A 12,769-nucleotide genomic window follows, 5' to 3' on the forward strand; every position below is an offset into this window, starting at 1 on the left:
GCCTCACGTCAGACGATCTCCCACGACACGTTGATGATGCCCACCGCGGTGCTGGCGAAGTACGCGAACGCCGGTTGGCTGAGGTCGATCTTGTTGCTCGGGCAGCTCGGGCACTTGTCCTTGATCGGCACGGTGATGGTGCGGCCGTTGTGGGTGACCCGGATGGACTTGCGGCACAGCGGGTCGTTGTTCGGGTTGGGCGACGTCCACAGCGCGGCCGGGGCGGCGACCAGCCATTCCGTCGCCGCGTTGATCTGGGTGCCGCAGGCGCCGTAGCCCGCGTCGTTGTAGTAGCTCGCGGTGCCGTTGACGGCGGACGCGGTGCCGGTGAAGACGAGTGAGAGCGCGGCGGCCGACGCGAGCGCGCCGAGAGCCTTGAGCGTGTGCTTCATGGGTTTCCTCTCAAAGGCAGGGGCTGAGAGCGGCGGTCAGCTGAAGGTGACCGTGAAACCGGCGCAGTTCGAGCACTGGAAGACGGTCTGGTTGCCCGGCTCGGTGTCCTGTTTGGACCACGCGTAAGCCTTGGGGCACCGGGCTTTGATGGTGTTGCTGTAGTCGGTCGGCGCGTCCCGGTTCGGGTTGACGCAGTTGACGCGCTGCCCGTTCGGCCCGTACTTCACGTACGCGGGGTTGCAGTACGGCAGCAGGTTCTCGGTGCAGCCGGCTGTGCTGCACGACGTGGAACCCGGCGGTATCACCGGGTTGATCGGGGTGATCGAGATCGGTACCGAGAACGCGTTGACGTAGCTGACGTTGTACCAGGGCGCCAGGCTGTCCCGGGTGTCGAAGTTGAACTCGGCGAGGCTCGCGGGCTGGTCACCCAGCACGCACCGGTCGGCGTAGACGCCGCAGTCGCCCACCGCGCAGCGGAAGTCGACGCCGGAGGTGCCCGTGCAGTGCTGCCGGGCGAAGAACTTGCCACGCCAGTGGCCGGGCGAGGCCGTCTCGGGGATGGTGATGGTCGCGGACCCGCCGGCGGCGATGGTCGGCAAGCCGGTCAGGGCGCGCGAGCCGTCGGCGTTGACGGTGGCGCCGATCCAGATCGTCTGGCCGGTCCTGTTGACGAACGTGACCCTGTGGTCGATCGCCGCGTTCGCCACCGGCGCGGTGACCCCCGCGAGCGCGAACACGAGCGCGAACAGCGCGGTGACCCAGCGGAGTGCTCTCCCGGGCATCTGCGAGCTCCTTCCTGCGAGACCGGTGCGGTCGCACCGGATGTCGTCAGGACCCCACCATCACTCGCTGTGCTCGTTCGTGTCTTCACGGTGAGTCCGCAAAGTTTCAGCGGTGCTCGCCCGCGGCCGGGAACCACCGGCTGCCCCGCAGCTCGCGCCGGCCGGAGAGGCCGAGCTTGCGGTACACCCGCGTCAGGTGCAGCTCCACGGTCCTGGTCGCCATCGCGAGCCGTGCCGCGATCTGCCTGGTGCTCAGCCCGAGCCGCACCAGCCGCGCCACCTCGGCCTCGGCGGCCGTCAGCACCGGTGCCCGGCCGTGGGCCTCGGCCGCCCGCAGCGCTTCGTCCGCCCGCCGAACGAGCACCGTGAGGCCGGCGTCGGCGGCCACCGCGCGGGCCCGGCGGTGGACCTCGCCCGCCGCGGCCTCCTTGCCGTGCTCGCCGAGGAGGTCCCCGTAGTCGCACAGGACCGCCGCGAGGTCCGCTCTGGCGTGTGCCAGCTCCAGCAGGCGGATCGCGCGTTCGCAGGCGGCGAGGTCCTCACCGTCGCGCGGTCCTGTCCTCGCGACCGCCGCCAGGCTGACGCCGAGGGCCCTGGGCTCGCCCCACCGGACCGCGGCGGCGTGCTCCTCCCCTGCCAGGCGGGCGGCCTGCTCGTGCTCGCCGCAGGCCAGCGCGGCCCGTGCGGCGTTGGAGCGCCACGGCACGACGGCGGGGTTGACGATGCCGTTCGCCAGCAACGCCCGCCCGGACGCGAGGTGTCCGGCGAGGGCGTCGCGCGGACGGCCCAGTGCCAGCGCCACCTCCGCCGCGGCCTCGACCGGGAACGGGTCGCCGGAAGCCCGCTCTTCCTCGCACAGCACCGCTTCCGCTGCGCGGGGGTCGCCGTCCGCGATGAGGTCCTGGACCGTCCAGAGCAGCACGAGCGACCGGTGCGCGGTCCTGATGCCGTTGCGCCGCAACCGGGCCAGCAACGTCGAACAGCGCGCGAGGTCGCCCGTGCGGCGGGCGACACAGGCCCGGCCGAGCAACGCGATCTCCGTGGCCACCGGGTCACCGCGCTCCAGCAGGGCGAGGCTGTGCGCGTCGGCGGCGACCAGTTCCCCTGCGCAGACCAGCGTCCCCAACGCACGTGACACGCACGCGGCCGTCGCCCCGCAGGCGGGGCTCGCCAGCGCCTGCTCCGCCGACTCGACGGCGTCTGTCCAGTTCTCCCCCGCGGCGAGCAGGCCGGAGGCGACGGCTGCGGGGCAGTCGTGGCCCGGCTCGGCGGACCAGACCGCGAACAGGCCGTTCACGCCGACGGGACGTACGCCCGGCGCAGCCCCGGCCTCCCGGCCACGCCCATCTTGCGGTAGACGGCGGTGAGGTGGAACTCGACGGTGCGCAGCGTGAGGTGCAGCTCGGCGGCGATCTCGCGGTTCGACTTCCCCGCCCGTGCCAGCCGGGCGACCCTGCGCTGCTGGTCGCTGAGCGCGGACTCGCCGTCGTTGCGCAGCAGCCGGCACGTCAGGTCCTCGGCCTCGCTGGTCCACTGTGGACAGCACGCTGCCGCAGCGGCTTCGCGCAGGGACCGGGTGTGCTCACGGGCCCGTCCCACCTCGCCGCGGGCGAGCAGGAGCTGTGCCAGGTCGTGCCGCGCCCGCAGGACCTCGTCGGCGGTCGCCGCCAGGTCCAGGTGGGCGAGGGCTTCCTCCAGCCGCACGTCGTCACCGCCGCGAGCGAGGGCACCGGCGTGCAGGGCGAGCCCGGCCGCCCGCGGCGCGCCCCACCGCCTGGCGGCGACCAGGTCCTTGTCGGCGCAGATCCGGGCGAGCACGTGGTCCTCCGCGGCGGTGGCCGCCAGCGCTGCCGCCGACCGCCACGGCAGCACGGCCGGGTTGACGACACCGGAGCGGGCGAGCCGCTGCCCGCAGCCGAGGAGCTCGTCCAGCGCCGCCACGGCCCGTCCCTCGGCGAAGAGCAGTCTGCCCGAGGCGAAGAGCAGCTCGGCCTCGTCGGGGTGTCCCCCGGCCGGGCCCCGGTCCTCCAGGACGACGCGCGCCCGTCTCAGCTCACCGGTCTCGACGAGCGCCTGCACCAGCCACGCCGTGGCGACGACGCGCAGCCGTGGGCGGACGCCCCTGCCCAGGGCGCAGTCGAGCAGCCGGGCCGCCGCGCACGGGTTGCGGCGCCGCAGCATGATCCGGGCGCCGAGGACGTCGTGCACGTCCCTGCCGTACCGATGGGCGGAGCACGCCCAGTGCCGGTGCGCGGTGGTGACCTCGTCGGCGTGCGTCAGGACGAGCACCGCCCGCCAGAACGTGCCGACGTCGAGCGAGTCCACGGATCTCAGCACGTGCCGGGCGGTGTCCGCGGCCTCCGTCCTGCCGGTGCCGCGGTGCGCCGCCCGCAGAGCGTCGAGCACCGCCACCCGCGCACCGGCCGCGCGCTCCGGTTCCCCCTCCGGCAGGTCCGCTTCTTTCCATCGTCCATTTCGGATCAATTCGGAACGGGCGCGGCGAACCCCGTCGAGCTTGCTGTCGTTCGTCACTTCGGCGGCGCCTTTCCCTGCTCTGACCACACCGGAGCACAAGTCCACCAATTGATACGCAGCACGCCTTTCAATCGGCGTCGGTCCAGCGCAGAGCCCCTGCCGGCCCGCGATGGACCCACCGCACAACGACGGCTACATGGTCTGGACCATACCGGCAATGGCGGCTCTCGTGAACAGTCGCCGAGTGATTGTCGACACCCGGTCCGCGCCCGTTTCCGAAGATTTTCCGGAAGACCTCGCACATTCCAGCAGCAGCGAAAGAAATGTCTTGTTCTGTCATCGCCGACCCGGACTCGGTGCACGGCGTTTGCCCGCGGGTCCCGCGCAGGGGGAACATCGGCGGGGTGGACGAACTGCGCGCGCTGATCTCCAAACACGCCGGCTCCGGCCCGGCCACGCCGATCCCCGACGTCGTCGTCTCCAGGATCACCGCGGGCGGCACGCAGGAGTGGTCGATGACCGGCACGATCCTCGCGTTCGTCGCCCAGGGCCGCAAACGCATCGCGCTGGGCGACCGCATCCACGACTACCGGGCGGGCCAGTACCTGGTCGCCTCGGTCGACATGCCGATCACCGGCACCTGGATCGGCATCCGCCCCGGCGAGCCCGCGCTCGGCATCGGCCTCGTCCTGCGCCCGGAGCAGATCGCCGAGCTGCTGCTGAGCGCCGGCCAGCCGAAGGAGACGGGCACCCCGGAGGGTCTCGCGGTCAGCGACGCCACCCCGGAGCTGACCGACGCCGTGACCAGGCTGGCCCGCCTGCTCGACCGGCCGCGCGACGCCCGCGTGCTCGCGCCGCTGGTCAAGCAGGAGATCCTCTGGCGGGTGATGACGGGCCCCCAGGGCGCCGTCGTCCGCCAGCTCGGCGTCCGGGACAGCAGCCTCAGCCACATCGCCAGGGCGGTGAGGTGGATCAGGGACAACTTCGCCGAGTCGTTCAAGGTCGGGAACGTCGCGCGGATCGCCGGCATGAGCGAGTCGGCGTTCTACCGCAACTTCCAGGCCGTCACGGCGATGACGCCGATCCAGTTCCAGAAGCAGATCCGGTTGCAGGAGGCGCGGTTGCTGCTGGCCACCACGAGGGACGTGACCAGCGTCAGCCACCGCGTCGGCTACGAGAGCCCGTCGCAGTTCAGCCGCGAGTACCGGCGCCAGTTCGGCACCTCGCCGAGCAGGGACGCCGCCGTCAGGCTGGAACCCGCGATCTGACGTGCAGGTAGACCGCGCGCACCTCCAGGGTGCGCTCGACCTTCTCCAGCACGGGCGCGAAGAACCGGTGCCGGTGCTCGGCGTCGCTCATCGAGATGACCGAGAAGTACATGCTGCCGAACGCGGCGAACAGCGTGGCGTTGCGCAGCATCGCCGACGGCACGCCGGGCACCAGCGACATCTGCGCCGGTGCCCCGATCCACTGCTCGGCGATGGCGGGCGTGACGACGATCAGGCCGAGCACCACGAAGAACGCGAACAGCCCGAGCCCGACCACCGCGGCCTGCACGAGCTGCCTGGTCGCGAGCATCACCAGCAGGTTGCGCAGCTGCCTGCCGTTCAGCCGCCCGGCGGTCAGCGCCTCCGGCACGTCCACCCCGGCCAGCGGCGTGCCCGCGCAGGCGCGTTCGAGCACCTCCGGCCGCAGGTCCTGCTCGACCCTGCCGATCTCCTCGCGCAGCCGGGCCGCCGCGGCCAGCACCGTGATCGAGGCGAACAGCAGCACCACGAGGCTCACCCGCGGCCACCGCAGCTGGTTCATCGCCTGCCACAGCTCGCCGGTGAAGAACAGGAACAGCGTCACGAACAGCATCGGCGGCAAGGCCCTGCCGAGCAGGTGCAGGCTGTTGCGCAGGTCCGCGATCACGTGCCGGACGGCCGCGCGCAGCAACGCCCCCAGCCCGTAGGTGGTGGCCAGCGTCGTCGCCATGAACGCGAGCCCGAAGAACAGCACGAACAGCACCAGCGCGCCCCACACCGAGGCGGGCTGCTCGCCACTGGCCGGAGCGGTGACCTTGCTGTCGATGAGGTACTGCACCGTCGGCGTGATGACCGGCATCGCCGCGTAGGCGACCAGGACGAGCGCGGTCGTGCGCGGCGAGAAGACCGGCATGCGCCGCCCGAACACCGAGAGCAGCACCCAGGCGGCCGCCACCACCGCCACGACCAGGCCGAGCAGCACCCACCGCGACAGCCCCGACGACTGCTGCAGCACCAGCCACGCCAGGCTGCCCACGGCGACGAACGCGAGCGCGGGCATCATCCGCGGCAGCACGTGGGACCGGAAGCCGTAGCCCTCGATCATCGTCGGCGCCCCCTGCCGGACGAACCACTGCTCGGTCCGCCGCACCAGTGCCGAGGAACCCATGCCGCGGATCATGCCGCACGGGCGGGGTCCCCCGGCGTGGCACCGGTCAGCCGCGCAGCTCGGGGAACTGGTCGTCGCGCCACTCCAGCGCCCGTTCGGCGGTCTCCTGCTCCCGTGCGCGCAGGTCGACGCGCCGGATCTTGCCGGAGACCGTCTTGGGCAGCTCGTAGAACTCCAGGCGGCGGATCCGCTGGAACGGCGCCAGGTTCTCGCGGGCGTGCCGCAGGATCGCGAGCGCGGTGTCGCGGTCCGGCTCCCAGCCCGCGCTCAGCGCCACGTACGCCTTCGGCACCGCGAGCCGCAGCGGGTCCGGTGACGGGACGACCGCGGCCTCCGTGACGGCCGGGTGCTCGATCAGCACGCTCTCCAGCTCGAACGGCGAGATCTTGTAGTCCGACGCCTTGAACACGTCGTCGGTCCGCCCGATGTAGAACAGGTAGCCGTCCTCGTCGCGGCTCGCGATGTCGCCCGTGTGGTAGTAGCCGCCGGCCATCGCCTCGGCGTTGCGCTCCTCGTCGCCGAAGTAGCCGACCATGAGCGACATCGGCCGCCGGGCCAGGTCGACGCAGATCTCGCCCTCCTCGGCCGGCTCGCCGGTGACCGGGTCGACCAGCACGACGGGCACCCCCGGCAGCGGCGTCCCCATCGAGCCGAGCTTCACCTGCGCGCCCGGCACGTTCCCGACCGACAGCGTGGTCTCGGTCTGCCCGAACCCGTCCCGCAGCGTGAGGCCCCACTGCTGCCGGACCTGCTCGACGACCTCCGGGTTGAGCGGCTCCCCCGCCGCCACGACCTCGCGCAACGACCCCGGCCCGCCGCTCAGGTCGGCCTTGATCAGCATCCGCCAGACGGTCGGGGGCGCGCAGAACGTCGTGACGCCCTTGTCCCTGAGCTGGCGCAGCAGCGCGGCGGCGTCGAACCGGGTGTAGTTGTGGACGAAGATCGTCGCTTCGGCGATCCACGGCGCGAAGAAGCAGCTCCAGGCGTGCTTGGCCCAGCCGGGCGAGCTGATGTTGAGGTGCACGTCGCCGGGCCGCAGGCCGATCCAGCGCATGGTGGTGAGGTGACCGGCCGGGTAGGACACCTGGGTGTGCTCGACGAGCTTCGGCCGGCTGGTGGTGCCGGAGGTGAAGTAGAGCAGCAGCCGGTCGTCCGCCTTCGTCTCCGGGTGCGGCAGCGGGTCGTCCGGCGCCTGCTCGGAGTCGGTGTAGTCGAGCCAGCCCTGCGCCGTGCCGCCGACGGCGATGCGCACCGGCCCTTCCGCGAACTTGCCCGCCTCCCGCACGCCCGCGATGACGTGCCCCACCGCCCCGCGCTCCAGCCGGTCCACGAGGTCGTTGGGGCCGAGCGCGGTCGTGGTCGGCATGATGACCGCGCCGAGCTTCATCACGGCGAGCATCGACTCCCACAGCTCGACCTGGTTGCCCAGCATGATCATCACGCTGTCGCCCTTGCCGACGCCGTGCGCGGCGAGCCAGTACGCCACCCGGTTCGACCGGCGGCGCATCTCGTCGAACGTGTAGGCGCGCTCCGACCCGTCCTCCTCGACGAGGTGCAGCGCCGTGGTCTCGTTGCCCCCGGCGATGACGTCGAACCAGTCGTGGGCCCAGTTGAAGCCGTCGCCGCCGAAGTTCGGCCAGCTGAAGTTCTCCGGGTCGGCGAGCATCAGGTCGCGCGCCGCGCGGTAGGTGTCGTGACTGGACATTCCCAGAGAGTGAGGAGGATGACGTCCCCCGGTATACCCCCGGACGGGGGTGTACCCCTTTTCGAGGGTGCTGACGTGAGCGAGACTGCGAAGGTGCTGCCAGAACGATTCCTGGCGCTGCTTCCGCAACGCCTGGACATGCTCCGCCGTGCCACCGGGTTGCCCGTCGTGTTCGGCGGCGCCGTCTCGCCCGGCCGGGGTCTGGTGCTGAGCAACTTCTTCGGCACGGCCGGTAACTCGCTGAACGGGCTGCGCATCGCCGCGGGCCGCGGCCTGGGTGGAACGGCCATCGCGATGGGCACGGCGGTGCGCGTGAACGACTACGCGTCCACCCGTGCGATCACCCACGAGTTCGACCAGATGGTGGTCGTGGACGAACGCCTGACCTCGGTGTTCGCCTATCCGGTGACGGTGCGCGGCGCGGTGTGCGGCGTGCTCTACGGGGCCGTGCGCGGACAGACGACCGTCGGTGACCGGTCGATCAGGACGGCCGCCGCCATCGCACAGGGCTTCGCGGGGGACCTGGACATGCCTTCTTTGCACACTCAGGCCGCCCTCAGGGAGCTTTCCGAGGTGGCCAAGCTCGTCCGCGACCCGGTGTTGCGCGAGCGCCTCCGCAAGGTGCACCGCGACCTGGGCGGCGAGGCACCGGTGGCGGTCCCCACCGGACTGACGCCGCGGGAGCTCGACACGCTGCGGCTGGCCGCGGTCGGCGCGTCGAACCGGGAGATCGCCGCCGAGCTCGGGTTGAGCGCCGAGACCGTCAAGGCGTACCTGCGCGGCGCAATGCGCAAGCTCGGGGTGCACAACAGGACCGCCGCTGTCCACGCGGCGAGGTCGACGGGAGCGCTCTGACCGTCCCTGCGCGACTCTCGCCGGTGGGGTTCAGCGGTCAGGCGGCCACGAGCTGCGGCTCTTCCGCCGCACGCCGCGACGAGGCCCAGGCCAGCCACACGCAGCCGACGAGCACCAGCACACCGTGCACGATCCGGACGGCGGGCGGGGTGAAGAACTGCGGCAGGAACAACGCGAACCCCGCCGCGAACAGGACCGCGGGCGCGGTCCGCAGCTTCAGCGCGACGAGCACCGCGGCGACTCCCATCGTCACGAGCCCGGCGCCGAAGGTCGTGATGGCGAACGGGTTGTAGCGGACCGCCTCGGCCAGTTCGAGGACGTTCGGCTGGGTGGCGAGCTCGTGCAGCGCGAAGTCCTCCGCGCCGTAGTAGGGCAGCGTGAGCCCGGCGCCGACCCAGAACGTGACCGCGGCGGTGCGGTGGACCTCCAGCAGCGCGATCGGCACCAGGATGAAGCCGATCATGGCGAAGAGGTGCGAGAGGACCCACGCCTGCGACCCCATCGCGGCCGCGGCGCCCTGGGCGGTTGTCTCGTCCTCCCACGGCCGCAGCAGCGGGTAGAGCAGGAACAGCAGGCCGGCGGCGGTGAGCGTCCACTTCATGACTTCCCCCTGAGATCGTCGAGATACATCCGGATGAGCTGGTCGTAGGTGTCGTCGAGGCCCTCCGGCAGCCCGAAGCCGCCCTCCGCCTCGATGGACGCGAAGCCGTGCACGATCACCCGCAGTCGTCGCGTGGCGTGGACGGCCTCCGAGCCCTCCAGTCCGTAGCCGCGCAACGTCGCGAACATGACCTCCATGAGCTTCCTGCCCGCGGCGCCCTGGATCTCGTCGTGCAGCGGGTCCACCGGAACGGCCGAGTAGCGCTTCGGGTGCCGCACGACGTACGCGCGGTAGGCGTGCATCAGCGCCGTGACGGCCTCGTCGCCGGACAGTCCCAGCACCGCGTCGGTGAACCACTCGGTCATGTTCTCCAGCACCCGCACGCCGACGTGCGCCCGCAGCTCGGCGAGGCTCGCGACGTGCTTGTAGAGCGAGGGCGCGGCGACACCGGTCCGGGTGGCGACGGCGGCGAGCGTGAGCCCTTCGACGCCGTGTTCGTCGACCAGGTCCAGTGCGGCGTCCACGACCTTGGCGGGAGTGAGACGGTTTCGAGCAACCATAGCTGTGAAGCTAATGCCATTAGCTTCTCTCGTCAAGCCGACGAAGTGGTCTGAACCTGTGGCACACCCCAGCGCTGTCATCGACGAGTTGAGACGCCCCGAACTCGCTGGTCAGGAGCTGGATTCCTTGAGAGCGCTCTCATACGCCAAAAAGATGAAAAGGTTTACACGTTGACCGGGGGTCACGGCGTGGCAACACTTCTGAACCACTGGGCGCAACAACTAAACACCCGGAAAGGTCGGTTCGATGCTTCGACGCATCGGGACGGGCCTCGCCGCCGCCGTCATGGTGGCCGCGGGGATCACCGTTGCCACCACCAGCCAAGCTCCCCCTGCCAACGCGGCGGTGACCTGGGCCGACGAGTTCAACGCTCCCGCCGGCACCGGTGTCGACGGCAGCAAGTGGCAAATGGAAGTGGGCAACAACAACGGCAACAACAAGGAACACCAGTGGTACCAGTCGGGTACCTCGAACGCGGCGCACGACGGCCAGGGCAACCTGGTCATCACCGCCAAGCGCGAGAACCCCGGCAACTACCAGTGCTGGTACGGGCGGTGCCAGTACACCTCCGCCCGCATCAACACCGCGGGCAAGTTCACCCAGACCTACGGCCGGTTCGAAGCGCGCATGAAGATGCCGCGCGGCCAGGGGATCTGGCCCGCGTTCTGGATGCTCGGTGCCGACATCAACACCGGGAACCCGTGGCCGGGCTCCGGTGAGATCGACATCATGGAGTTCCTGGGACACCAGACGAACACCGTGTACGGCACCATCCACGGCCCCGGCTACAGCGGCGGCGGTGGCCTGTCCCACCAGTACAACGGCCCGAACTTCGCCGACGGCTTCCACACCTTCGCCGTCGACTGGCGACCCGGCGAGATCGTCTGGTCCGTCGACGGCCAGGTCTACGGCCGCAAGACGGAGGCCGACCTCGGTGGCCGCCAGTGGGTCTTCAACAAGCCGTTCTTCATCGTCATCAACCTCGCGGTCGGTGGCGAGTGGCCCGGCTACCCCGACGGCAGCACGACGTTCCCGCAGCAGCTCGTGATCGACTGGGTCCGCGTCTCCAACGACACGCCGTCCGGCGGCGGTGGTTCGGAGATCCGCGGCATCGGCGGCAAGTGCCTCGACGTGGCGTGGGCGAACACCGCCAACGGCACGCCGGTCCAGGTCGTCGGCTGCAACGGCAACACGGCCCAGAAGTGGAGCCGTCCCGGCGACGGCACGATCCGCGCACTGGGCAAGTGCCTCGACGTGAGCGGCAGCGGCACCTCGAACGGGACAGTGGTCCAGCTGTGGGACTGCAACGGGACGGGTGCGCAGCAATGGGTCGTCACCGGAGCCAAGGACATAGTCAACCCCCAGGCCAACAAGTGCCTGGACACGGTGGGCGGCTCCGCCAACGACGGAACGAAGACCCACATCTGGGAGTGCCTCGGCGTCTCCAGTCAGAAGTGGACGGTCTGATGTCTCTCCCCGTCGGGCCGGCCACGGTCTGACGGGGAGCACCACCTCGATGGACGCGAACCTCCCGGGTTCGCGTCCATCGTCGTCTCAGGCGAGCAGCCGGGCCACGGCCCAGTCCTGCACCGCGACGCCGACCGACTTGAACACCGTCCGCCCCTGCCGCAACGGCGGGTTCCCCAGCGCCGCGCCGAGCTCGACGAGCGCCTCCAGCCGCAGCACGCCCGACCGCACCGCCCGGATGATCTCCCCCGCCTCGCTCAGCGCCGCCTCGACCTGGTCCACCACGACGACCTCGGCGGTCGCCAGCAGCTCCTGCGGCAGCTCCCGCATCACCGGCCGGTACGACCCGATCGCGTTGACGTGCACCCGTTCCTTCAGCGCGTCGCACGAGAACAACGGCACCGTCGACGCCGTCGCGCAGCACACGACGTCGGCGCTGTCGACGGCATCCTCCGCGCCGCTCGCGACGTCCATCACCGTGTCCGGCAGCTCGTCGCGCAGCCCCTCCAGCAACGCCTCCGCCTTGCCGGGGTTGCGGTTGAACACGACGAGCTTCTTCAACGGCCGCACCGCGTGCACCGCCCGGACCTGGTCCGCCGCCTGCGCCCCGGCACCCAGCAGCGCGAGGTGCGACGCGTCCTCCTCGGCCAGCAGGTCCGTCGCCACGCCGACGACCGCACCGGTCCGCAGCGTGGTGAGCGGCACCGCGTCCGTGACGAACTGGCCTCCCGGGTGCGAGTAGACGAGCGTGCCGGTGATGACCGGGTCCCGCTCGAGTTCGATGCTGACCACCTTCACGGCCGTCGACGCGGTCGGCCGGTGGTGCACCGCCATGACGAGGGACCGGCTGTCGCCGAAGGCGTGCCGCGGCGGCAGGTCGAACTCACCCGCCGTCAGCCCGGCGAACGCCTCCCTGACGGCAGCGATCGCTGCGGGCATGGTCATGGTTCGGATGGTAACGACCGGGTGAAATTCCCGGCGCACCACGGCTGACCTCCCCCGTTCCGGTGGCACAACGATCGGCCACCGATGGAATGGACGAACTCCAAGCCACACCATCAGAACCGTGAAGTTTCGTTGGACGCCCCACGAGGGGCAGCGTCACGCCATCCGCGACGAGCCGGCCGGAGGACAGCTCCTCGAGACGTTGTGCGGCCACCCGTTCGAACCCCACCAGCTCAGCCTGTGGCGGGACAAGATCGTGTGGCCGACCTGCCGGGCGTGCGACGGCATCTGGCGCGAGAGCGAGGGGATCCTGCCATGGCCACGGAAGTCCTGACGGAGGACCTCCTCCGCTTCTCCCTGCAACGGCTGTCACGCGAGGTGGTGAAGACCTGTCCCCAGTTCGGTGAACTGCTCGCGCAGAACCTGTTGCGCACGTGCGGTCTCGTCCCCGATCCGGAACGGGCCGCGCACTACCGCGAGCTGGGCACGTTGCTCCTCGGCCTCGGCCGGTTGTACCTGGACGAGGCCGACGTGCTCACGTCGGTGGAGCAGCCGCCCGCTCGTTAGGCG

Annotated in this window: 14 protein-coding genes; 5 read left to right on the forward strand and 9 right to left on the reverse strand. The window is 70.9% G+C overall.

Annotated features, from left to right (window positions below; all coding sequences use genetic code 11):
• Positions 1-8: 8 nt before the first annotated feature.
• The 4 genes from BLT23_RS31155 to BLT23_RS31170 all read right to left on the reverse strand — a co-directional run bounded on the left by BLT23_RS31155 (position 9) and on the right by BLT23_RS31170 (position 3,707).
• Entirely contained in the window at positions 9-392 is a 384-nt protein-coding gene (locus tag BLT23_RS31155; RefSeq protein WP_090055636.1) for a cysteine/serine endopeptidase inhibitor, read from the reverse strand.
• A gap of 36 nt (positions 393-428) precedes the next feature.
• Positions 429-1,175 (reverse strand): thaumatin family protein, encoded by a 747-nt coding sequence (locus tag BLT23_RS31160; RefSeq protein WP_090055639.1) that lies wholly within the window; start codon positions 1,173-1,175, stop codon positions 429-431.
• Between the two features lie 106 nt (positions 1,176-1,281).
• Complete coding sequence (locus BLT23_RS31165; RefSeq protein WP_090055641.1) at positions 1,282-2,472, reverse strand: helix-turn-helix domain-containing protein; 1,191 nt, start codon at positions 2,470-2,472, stop codon at positions 1,282-1,284.
• Entirely contained in the window at positions 2,469-3,707 is a 1,239-nt protein-coding gene (locus BLT23_RS31170; protein ID WP_143036105.1) for a helix-turn-helix domain-containing protein, read from the reverse strand. The genes BLT23_RS31165 and BLT23_RS31170 overlap by 4 nt, the downstream gene beginning before the upstream one ends.
• A gap of 347 nt (positions 3,708-4,054) precedes the next feature.
• Between BLT23_RS31170 and BLT23_RS31175 the strand changes: the two genes are divergently transcribed.
• A complete protein-coding gene (locus BLT23_RS31175; RefSeq protein WP_245744372.1) occupies positions 4,055-4,918 on the forward strand; it encodes an AraC family transcriptional regulator in 864 nt (287 codons plus the stop codon).
• Here the strand turns inward: BLT23_RS31175 and BLT23_RS31180 are convergent.
• Together BLT23_RS31180 and BLT23_RS31185 are read right to left on the reverse strand one after the other, a co-directional pair.
• Positions 4,896-6,065 carry a hypothetical protein gene (locus BLT23_RS31180; protein WP_090055651.1) on the reverse strand — a complete coding sequence of 390 codons (1,170 nt, stop codon included), beginning with the start codon at positions 6,063-6,065 and terminating at the stop codon, positions 4,896-4,898. The two genes, BLT23_RS31175 and BLT23_RS31180, sit on opposite strands and share 23 nt — an antisense overlap.
• A 46-nt stretch (positions 6,066-6,111) precedes the next feature.
• Complete coding sequence (locus tag BLT23_RS31185; protein WP_090055656.1) at positions 6,112-7,770, reverse strand: AMP-binding protein; 1,659 nt, start codon at positions 7,768-7,770, stop codon at positions 6,112-6,114.
• Positions 7,771-7,845: 75 nt separating this feature from the next.
• On the opposite strand from BLT23_RS31185, the gene BLT23_RS31190 reads away from it, so the two are divergent.
• Complete coding sequence (locus BLT23_RS31190) at positions 7,846-8,625, forward strand: helix-turn-helix transcriptional regulator (RefSeq protein WP_218133944.1); 780 nt, start codon at positions 7,846-7,848, stop codon at positions 8,623-8,625.
• A gap of 37 nt (positions 8,626-8,662) precedes the next feature.
• Here the strand turns inward: BLT23_RS31190 and BLT23_RS31195 are convergent, their stop codons facing one another.
• The gene (locus tag BLT23_RS31195; protein WP_090055659.1) at positions 8,663-9,226 is read right to left on the reverse strand and encodes a hypothetical protein; all 564 of its coding nucleotides are present in this window, start codon (positions 9,224-9,226) and stop codon (positions 8,663-8,665) included.
• The gene (locus BLT23_RS31200) at positions 9,223-9,786 is read right to left on the reverse strand and encodes a TetR/AcrR family transcriptional regulator (protein WP_090055662.1); all 564 of its coding nucleotides are present in this window, start codon (positions 9,784-9,786) and stop codon (positions 9,223-9,225) included. The genes BLT23_RS31195 and BLT23_RS31200 overlap by 4 nt, the downstream gene beginning before the upstream one ends.
• A 247-nt stretch (positions 9,787-10,033) precedes the next feature.
• On the opposite strand from BLT23_RS31200, the gene BLT23_RS31205 reads away from it, so the two are divergent.
• The gene (locus BLT23_RS31205) at positions 10,034-11,254 is read left to right on the forward strand and encodes a glycoside hydrolase family 16 protein (protein ID WP_090055667.1); all 1,221 of its coding nucleotides are present in this window, start codon (positions 10,034-10,036) and stop codon (positions 11,252-11,254) included.
• A gap of 87 nt (positions 11,255-11,341) precedes the next feature.
• On the opposite strand, the gene BLT23_RS31210 is transcribed toward BLT23_RS31205, so the two are convergent.
• A complete protein-coding gene (locus BLT23_RS31210) occupies positions 11,342-12,199 on the reverse strand; it encodes an ornithine cyclodeaminase family protein (RefSeq protein WP_090055670.1) in 858 nt (285 codons plus the stop codon).
• A gap of 121 nt (positions 12,200-12,320) precedes the next feature.
• Between BLT23_RS31210 and BLT23_RS31215 the strand changes: the two genes are divergently transcribed.
• Together BLT23_RS31215 and BLT23_RS31220 are read left to right on the forward strand one after the other, a co-directional pair.
• On the forward strand, positions 12,321-12,533 hold the full coding sequence (locus BLT23_RS31215) for an HC3 family zinc finger protein (RefSeq protein WP_090055673.1): 213 nt from the start codon (positions 12,321-12,323) through the stop codon (positions 12,531-12,533).
• Complete coding sequence (locus BLT23_RS31220) at positions 12,515-12,766, forward strand: hypothetical protein (protein ID WP_090055676.1); 252 nt, start codon at positions 12,515-12,517, stop codon at positions 12,764-12,766. Before BLT23_RS31215 ends, BLT23_RS31220 begins: the two co-directional genes overlap by 19 nt.
• Positions 12,767-12,769 lie beyond the last annotated feature (3 nt).

This window comes from Lentzea fradiae (assembly GCF_900100955.1).
Lineage (GTDB): Bacteria > Actinomycetota > Actinomycetes > Mycobacteriales > Pseudonocardiaceae > Lentzea > Lentzea fradiae.